This window comes from Peptoniphilus indolicus ATCC 29427, assembly GCF_000227315.1.
GTDB lineage: Bacteria > Bacillota > Clostridia > Tissierellales > Peptoniphilaceae > Peptoniphilus > Peptoniphilus indolicus.
Genome location: NZ_JH165062.1, coordinates 107,028 through 113,007, shown reverse-complemented (window position 1 = coordinate 113,007; position 5,980 = coordinate 107,028). Strand labels below are relative to the sequence as shown.

Sequence of the window (5,980 nt, the reverse complement as noted above, 5' to 3'; positions counted from 1 at the left end):
AATTTGAGTAGTTGATTAACAAAAAGAGTTTATTTTTTCACAATCTCAATATACAATAAATATTTTAGATGTTATAATCATAGTAGTGTGTTATGTTATTATCAAATTTTTTAATAAGAGGTGAATTAAATGAGTTCTACAAATCTCACTTTTAAAGTGGGCGGTGTACATATGAATGAACACAAAGAACTTAGCGAAGCGATCTCTATCGAGAGATTGCCGGAGCCCAAAATTGTTTACATACCTATGAGTCAACACATAGGAGCACCTTGTAAGCCTACAGTACAAAAAGGGGATGAAGTAAAAGTTGGCCAAACTATTGGAACTAGTGAGGCATTTATATCAGCTGACATTCATTCTTCAGTATCTGGAGTAGTTACAAAGGTAGAAAATATGTATACGGCTGATGGAAGGTTCTGCGAGTGTGTGGTAATTGAAAATGATGGTTTAAATACTTCTATTGATTTTCAACCTATAGAAAACTATGATGAGTTGAAAGTTGAAGAGTTTGTTCCATATGCAAAGAAGATGGGGCTTGTTGGAATGGGTGGAGCAGGATTTCCACTTCATGCAAAGTTAAAGGGAGAAAATCCTCCATTGGATGAATGTATAATTAATGGAGCAGAATGTGAACCGTTTTTAACTTGCGACCATAGAATAATGTTAGAAAAGACAACTGAAATACTTGAAGGGTTAAAGATTTTTTCTAACTTTTATAATAAACAAGTTTCATATATGGCTATCGAAGAAAACAAACCTGATGCCATTAAGAAAATGAAAGAAATTATAGATTCAAACAGTAGATTTTCTAATTTAAAAGTTGTAAGTTGTCAAACAAAGTATCCTCAAGGGGATTCAAAGAGATTATCAGAAGCTGTTTTAGGAAGAATTGTCCCACAAAATGGTGTAACTAATGATGTTGGAGTGTTCTTAACTAATGTGGGAACTACTCTGGCTTTTTATGAAGCTGTTGTAGAAGGAAGACCTTCATATGAGAGAGTTATTACAGTTAGTGGAAAAGGAATTAAACAACCTAAAAATTTGTTAGTTAAAATAGGTACACCTGTTGAAGATATAATAAATTATTGTGGTGGGCTTAAAGATGAAGCCATAGAAATAGTTTGTGGTGGACCTATGACAGGTAAGAGTGTTTTTGATTTAAGAAGTCCTATAACAAAAACAACTTCAGGATTATTGGCATTGACTGATGAAGAAATGAACTATGCAGAAGAATCTCCATGTATAAGATGCTCAAGATGTGTAGATCATTGTCCAGCTAATATAAATCCAACTGATATAAATGCAGCTATATTAATCAATGATGTAGATTTTTGTAATGAATTGCATGCTGATCAATGTATGGAATGTGGAATATGTTCATTTGTTTGTCCTGCAAAGAGAAATCTTGCGCCATCTGTTAAATTAGCTAAACGTGAAATTAAACTTAAAGCTATTAAATAGGAGGGTACTGTGGAAAATACAAAGTTAAATCAATCTTCACATAATGAAAGGTTTGTATCATTGGCCCCTCATGTAAGGAGTAATGATACAACTCAAAAAATAATGAGGGATGTAATAATTGCCCTCGTGCCAGCAATGATAGGTAGTATTTATTTCTTTGGAAGTAAAGCGGCAATACTTTTAGCTGTTTGTATAATATCATGTGTTGGCTCTGAAGCTATTTTTCAAAAATTAATGCATAAGGAAATGAGAATTTCTGATTTATCTGCTGTTGTAACAGGTATTTTAATAGCGTTCAATTTGCCGGCTACATCACCTTGGTGGATGGCGGCATTCGGTTCTATTTTTGCCATAATAGTTATAAAAGAATGTTTTGGTGGTATAGGTTCAAACTTTATGAATCCTGCTATCGGAGCTAGAATTGTAGTAATGGCTTCTTGGGCTAAGTTAATGACTAATTATGTAAGTCCGGAAGTGGCTAAGTGGACTTCTGAAGTTGTAGCAAGTAGCGCTACTGTAGATGCTACAAGTTATGCGACACCTTTGACATTGATGAAAGCGGGAACATTTGAGCAATTACCTAGCTTGATGGATATGGCTATAGGGAACATAGGTGGTGTAATAGGGGAGACTTCAGCAGTACTTCTATTAATAGGAGCTCTTTATCTAATTGTTAGAAAAGTTATATCTCCACTTATTCCGGTAATCTTTATAGCGACAACTGCTGTAGTACTTATGTTATTCGGAGTTTCATTCGAATATATACCTTATCAATTACTTGGCGGTGGATTAATACTTGGAGCTTTCTTTATGGCTACTGATTATTCATCTACACCAATGAATACAAAAGGAAAGATAATATTTGCAATAGGTTGTGGTATTATAACTGCTGTAATTCGTGCGAAAGCTTCTTTACCAGAAGGAGTTTCTTATGCAATAGCATTAATGAATGTTGCAACACCTTTGATTGATAGAATCACAAGAACAGAAGCATATGGGGAGGCGAAATAATGAGTGAACCAGTTAAATTCGGAGCAATTTTACTTTTATTTTGCGCTATTAGTGCAGGTCTTTTAGCTTTTGTAAATAGCATGACTGTTGATGTAATAGCTCAAGCGCAACTTGAACAAACACTTAACTCATATAAGACGATTTTTGGCGATGAAGCCGATGACTTTGAAGAATATGACCAAAGTAAATTAGAAAAAATTCAAGAAAAATATCCTGAGATAGAAGCTATTTTTGTAGCTGAAAAAGCAGGTCAAAAAGTAGGATTTGGAGTTAATGTTACAACTAATGGTTTTGGTGGAGCTATGACAAATGCTCTTGGAATTAAAATCGAAGGCGATGAAATTTTAGGATATAGAAACATAACTCATCAAGAAACAAAAGGTTTTGGTACACAAATCACTGAAGAACCTTATATATCATCATACAAGGGAAAGAGTGTTTCAGAAGAATTAGTTCTATCAAAAGATCCTAAGGCTCTAAACGAGATAATGCAAATTTCAGGAGCTACAGTAAGTTCCAAGGGAGTTTTTGAAGGTGATAAGATCGTTGCTGAAGTGTATAACAATATATTGAAGGCAGAATAGGGGGATAAAAATGAAATTGTCTAAAGTATTAATTAATGCCATTTTTAGAAATAACCCCGTATTCATACAAATGATAGGGTTGTGTTCGGTATTAGCGATAACAAATTCACTTATGAGTGCGATTGCTATGGGTATAGCTGTAACATTTGTACTTATAATGAGTAATGGGGTTGTATCTCTTTTAAGAGGAGTTATACCTGAAAAGATAAGAATTCCTTGTTTTATAGTAGTTATAGCAACTTTTGTAACTATAGTTCAAATGGTGCTACAAGCTTTCTTCCCACCAATATATGAAGCTCTTGGTATATTCTTACCATTGATAGTAGTTAACTGCTGTATATTAGGTGAAGCGGAAGGGTTTGCTTATAAAAATAAGTTGATTCCTTCATTAGTAGATGGTTTGGGAACTGGTATAGGATATACTATGGCAGTTGTAGCTATGGGATTTATAAGAGAGTTATTTGGATATGGAACTTTACTTGGATTACAAGTTTTACCAGAATCTTATCCTGGTATAGGACTTATGGGTGCACCAGCAGGGGCATTTATACTTTTAGGTTTCTATATAGCAGGTTTTAAACTTTTACTTTCAAGAAGGGGTGAATAAAGATGTTAGGCTCAATTATAACTATTTTAGTTTCTACAATATTAGTTAATAACTACATATTTGCTCAATTCTTGGGAATTTGTCCTTTCCTTGGAGTTTCTTCAAAAGTTGAAACTGCAACAGGTATGGGCATAGCAGTAACTTTCGTAGTTGTTATAGCATCTGCAATTACATGGTGCTTACAAACTTTTATACTAGATAAATTTGGTTTGGGATATTTACAAACAATAATGTTTATATTAGTAATAGCATCTCTTGTACAATTCGTAGAAATGGTAATTAAAAAATTATCTCCATCACTTTATACTGCAATGGGGGTTTTTCTTCCTTTGATAACAACTAACTGTATGGTTCTTGGAGTTACAGTACTTAATGTACAAAATGGATATAACTTAATTGAAACTGTGATAAGTGGACTTGGTGCTTCAATAGGATTTACAATAGCTCTTGTACTTATAGCAGCATTAAGAGAAAGACTTGTATATGCAAAAGTTCCTAAAGCATTACAAGGTGTTCCTATAGCTCTTATAAGTGCTGGTCTTATGGCATTAGCATTTTCAGGCTTTTCAGGACTTGTATAGGGGGTTAAAAATGAATGAAATAATTTTGCCTATTATTTGTTTAGGTATAACAGGTGCTATTTTTGGGATTTTACTTTCAATAGCATCTAAGGTTTTTGCAGTTGAGCAAGATGCTAGAATGGTTGCTGTAAGAAATGCACTTCCAGGAGCAAACTGTGGGGCTTGTGGATTTCCAGGATGTGATGGATTAGCTGACGCAATAGCAAAGGGAAAAGCTCCTGTAACAGGATGCGTAATAGGTGGTAAAGATACAGCTGATGCAGTTGCAGAAGTTATGGGAGTAAATGCCGGAGATGTAGATAGGATGGTAGCTAATGTACTTTGCCAAGGAACTTGTGGAGTTGCCAAAGATAAATACAGATATGAAGGTTTAGCTGACTGTAGACTTATATCAGATTTCCAAAAGGGATCTAAAGCTTGTAACTATGGTTGTGTTGGAGGAGGATCATGCGTTGGCGTATGTGAATTCGATGCAATACATATAGTAGATGGCATTGCAAAGGTTGATAAAGAAAACTGTGTAGCTTGTAAGAAATGTGTGGAAATATGTCCTAAAAATTTAATAGACTTAATACCATATAAAGCAAAGACGGTGGTTGAATGTCATTCAAATGATGCAGGAAAAGATGTAAGAGTTAAATGTAGAATTGGATGTATTTCTTGTGGACTATGCGAAAAGAATTGTCCTAAAGATGCAATCCATGTAACAAATAATTTAGCTAGCATAGATTATGAAAAATGTATCAACTGTGGAATATGTGTATCATATTGTCCAACAGGTGCAATTTTCTGCGAATATCCTGAAAGAGTAGAAAAGATAAAAGCTAAACGTAAAGCAGACCAAGAAAAGAAAAAGCAAGAAGCTTTAGAAAAAAAACAAGCTGAAGAAGATGCTTTAGTTAAATAGGAATTAAATAAAATTTGTAGGGTGGACATAGTTCACCCTTTTTTCATATTTGAAATTATGGTATAAAATCTTAAAAAAGAAGAGATACAGATGAAAAAGTCTACATTATTTGTTGGGAATGGTAGTCTGATGATTGCTATTCAAGATAATGATATAATTAGAAAATTTAAAATATTGGAGATAAAATAATTGATAAATACGATAAAACAAAGGCGATTTTAATGGTGTCAGCACATTGGTTTACTGATGGAAATTTAATACAGAGTGTAGAAAAACTTAAGCAAATTTTTGATATGTATGAATTTTCGAAAGAACTGTATGAAGTTAAGTATGAGGTTAAAGGTAATTTGGAATATAACTAAAAAAGTTTTAGGAATTTTAGGTGATGATATATCTGTAAATAATTATTTGGGGATTTAGCACGGAACTTGGTCTGTATTAATTCATATGTTTCCAAAAGTTGATATACCCGTTGTTCAATTAAGTGTTAATAAAAATTTAAGCGATGAAGGATATATAATTATTGACAGTGGGAATGTTGTTCATAATTTGGCAATGGTTGAATGGGATAATGAATTTGGAAGTGAATATGCTGATGAATTTGATGAAGAAGTGAAGAAGAATATTTTAAATGGTAACTATAGTGAAATAATGAATGGAGTAAAGCAAAAGAAAAATTATAACTATGCAGTTACGATTAGAGAATATTTTTATCCATTACTATATGTATTAGGAGCAAGCACAGGTAGAAGAGTAACAATTCCTAATAATATAAGAAATTTGGGTTCAATGTCAATGACTTCTTATTTATTTGAATAGAAATTAAAAA

General features: G+C 33.1%; 8 protein-coding genes. All 8 read left to right on the top strand.

Annotated elements, in window-relative coordinates:
- The first annotated feature begins 129 nt into the window (after positions 1 to 129).
- The gene (gene rsxC, locus HMPREF9129_RS06585; protein ID WP_004821743.1) at positions 130 to 1,461 is read left to right on the top strand and encodes an electron transport complex subunit RsxC; all 1,332 of its coding nucleotides are present in this window, start codon (positions 130 to 132) and stop codon (positions 1,459 to 1,461) included.
- A gap of 9 nt (positions 1,462 to 1,470) precedes the next feature.
- Positions 1,471 to 2,472 carry an RnfABCDGE type electron transport complex subunit D gene (locus HMPREF9129_RS06580; protein ID WP_004821742.1) on the top strand — a complete coding sequence of 334 codons (1,002 nt, stop codon included), beginning with the start codon at positions 1,471 to 1,473 and terminating at the stop codon, positions 2,470 to 2,472.
- Positions 2,472 to 3,056 (top strand): RnfABCDGE type electron transport complex subunit G, encoded by a 585-nt coding sequence (locus HMPREF9129_RS06575; RefSeq protein ID WP_004821740.1) that lies wholly within the window; start codon positions 2,472 to 2,474, stop codon positions 3,054 to 3,056. Before HMPREF9129_RS06580 ends, HMPREF9129_RS06575 begins: the two co-directional genes overlap by 1 nt.
- A 10-nt stretch (positions 3,057 to 3,066) precedes the next feature.
- Positions 3,067 to 3,663: an electron transport complex subunit RsxE gene (rsxE, locus tag HMPREF9129_RS06570; RefSeq protein ID WP_004821737.1), complete on the top strand. Its 597-nt coding sequence runs from the start codon at positions 3,067 to 3,069 to the stop codon at positions 3,661 to 3,663.
- A 2-nt stretch (positions 3,664 to 3,665) separates the two neighbouring features.
- Entirely contained in the window at positions 3,666 to 4,244 is a 579-nt protein-coding gene (gene rsxA / locus HMPREF9129_RS06565; protein WP_004821734.1) for an electron transport complex subunit RsxA, read from the top strand.
- 10 nt (positions 4,245 to 4,254) lie between these two features.
- Positions 4,255 to 5,151 (top strand): RnfABCDGE type electron transport complex subunit B, encoded by an 897-nt coding sequence (locus tag HMPREF9129_RS06560; protein ID WP_040552707.1) that lies wholly within the window; start codon positions 4,255 to 4,257, stop codon positions 5,149 to 5,151.
- A gap of 221 nt (positions 5,152 to 5,372) precedes the next feature.
- A complete protein-coding gene (locus HMPREF9129_RS12030) occupies positions 5,373 to 5,513 on the top strand; it encodes a hypothetical protein (protein ID WP_004821729.1) in 141 nt (46 codons plus the stop codon).
- A gap of 85 nt (positions 5,514 to 5,598) precedes the next feature.
- The gene (locus HMPREF9129_RS12025; protein WP_004821727.1) at positions 5,599 to 5,970 is read left to right on the top strand and encodes a DODA-type extradiol aromatic ring-opening family dioxygenase; all 372 of its coding nucleotides are present in this window, start codon (positions 5,599 to 5,601) and stop codon (positions 5,968 to 5,970) included.
- The last annotated feature ends 10 nt before the right edge of the window (positions 5,971 to 5,980 follow it).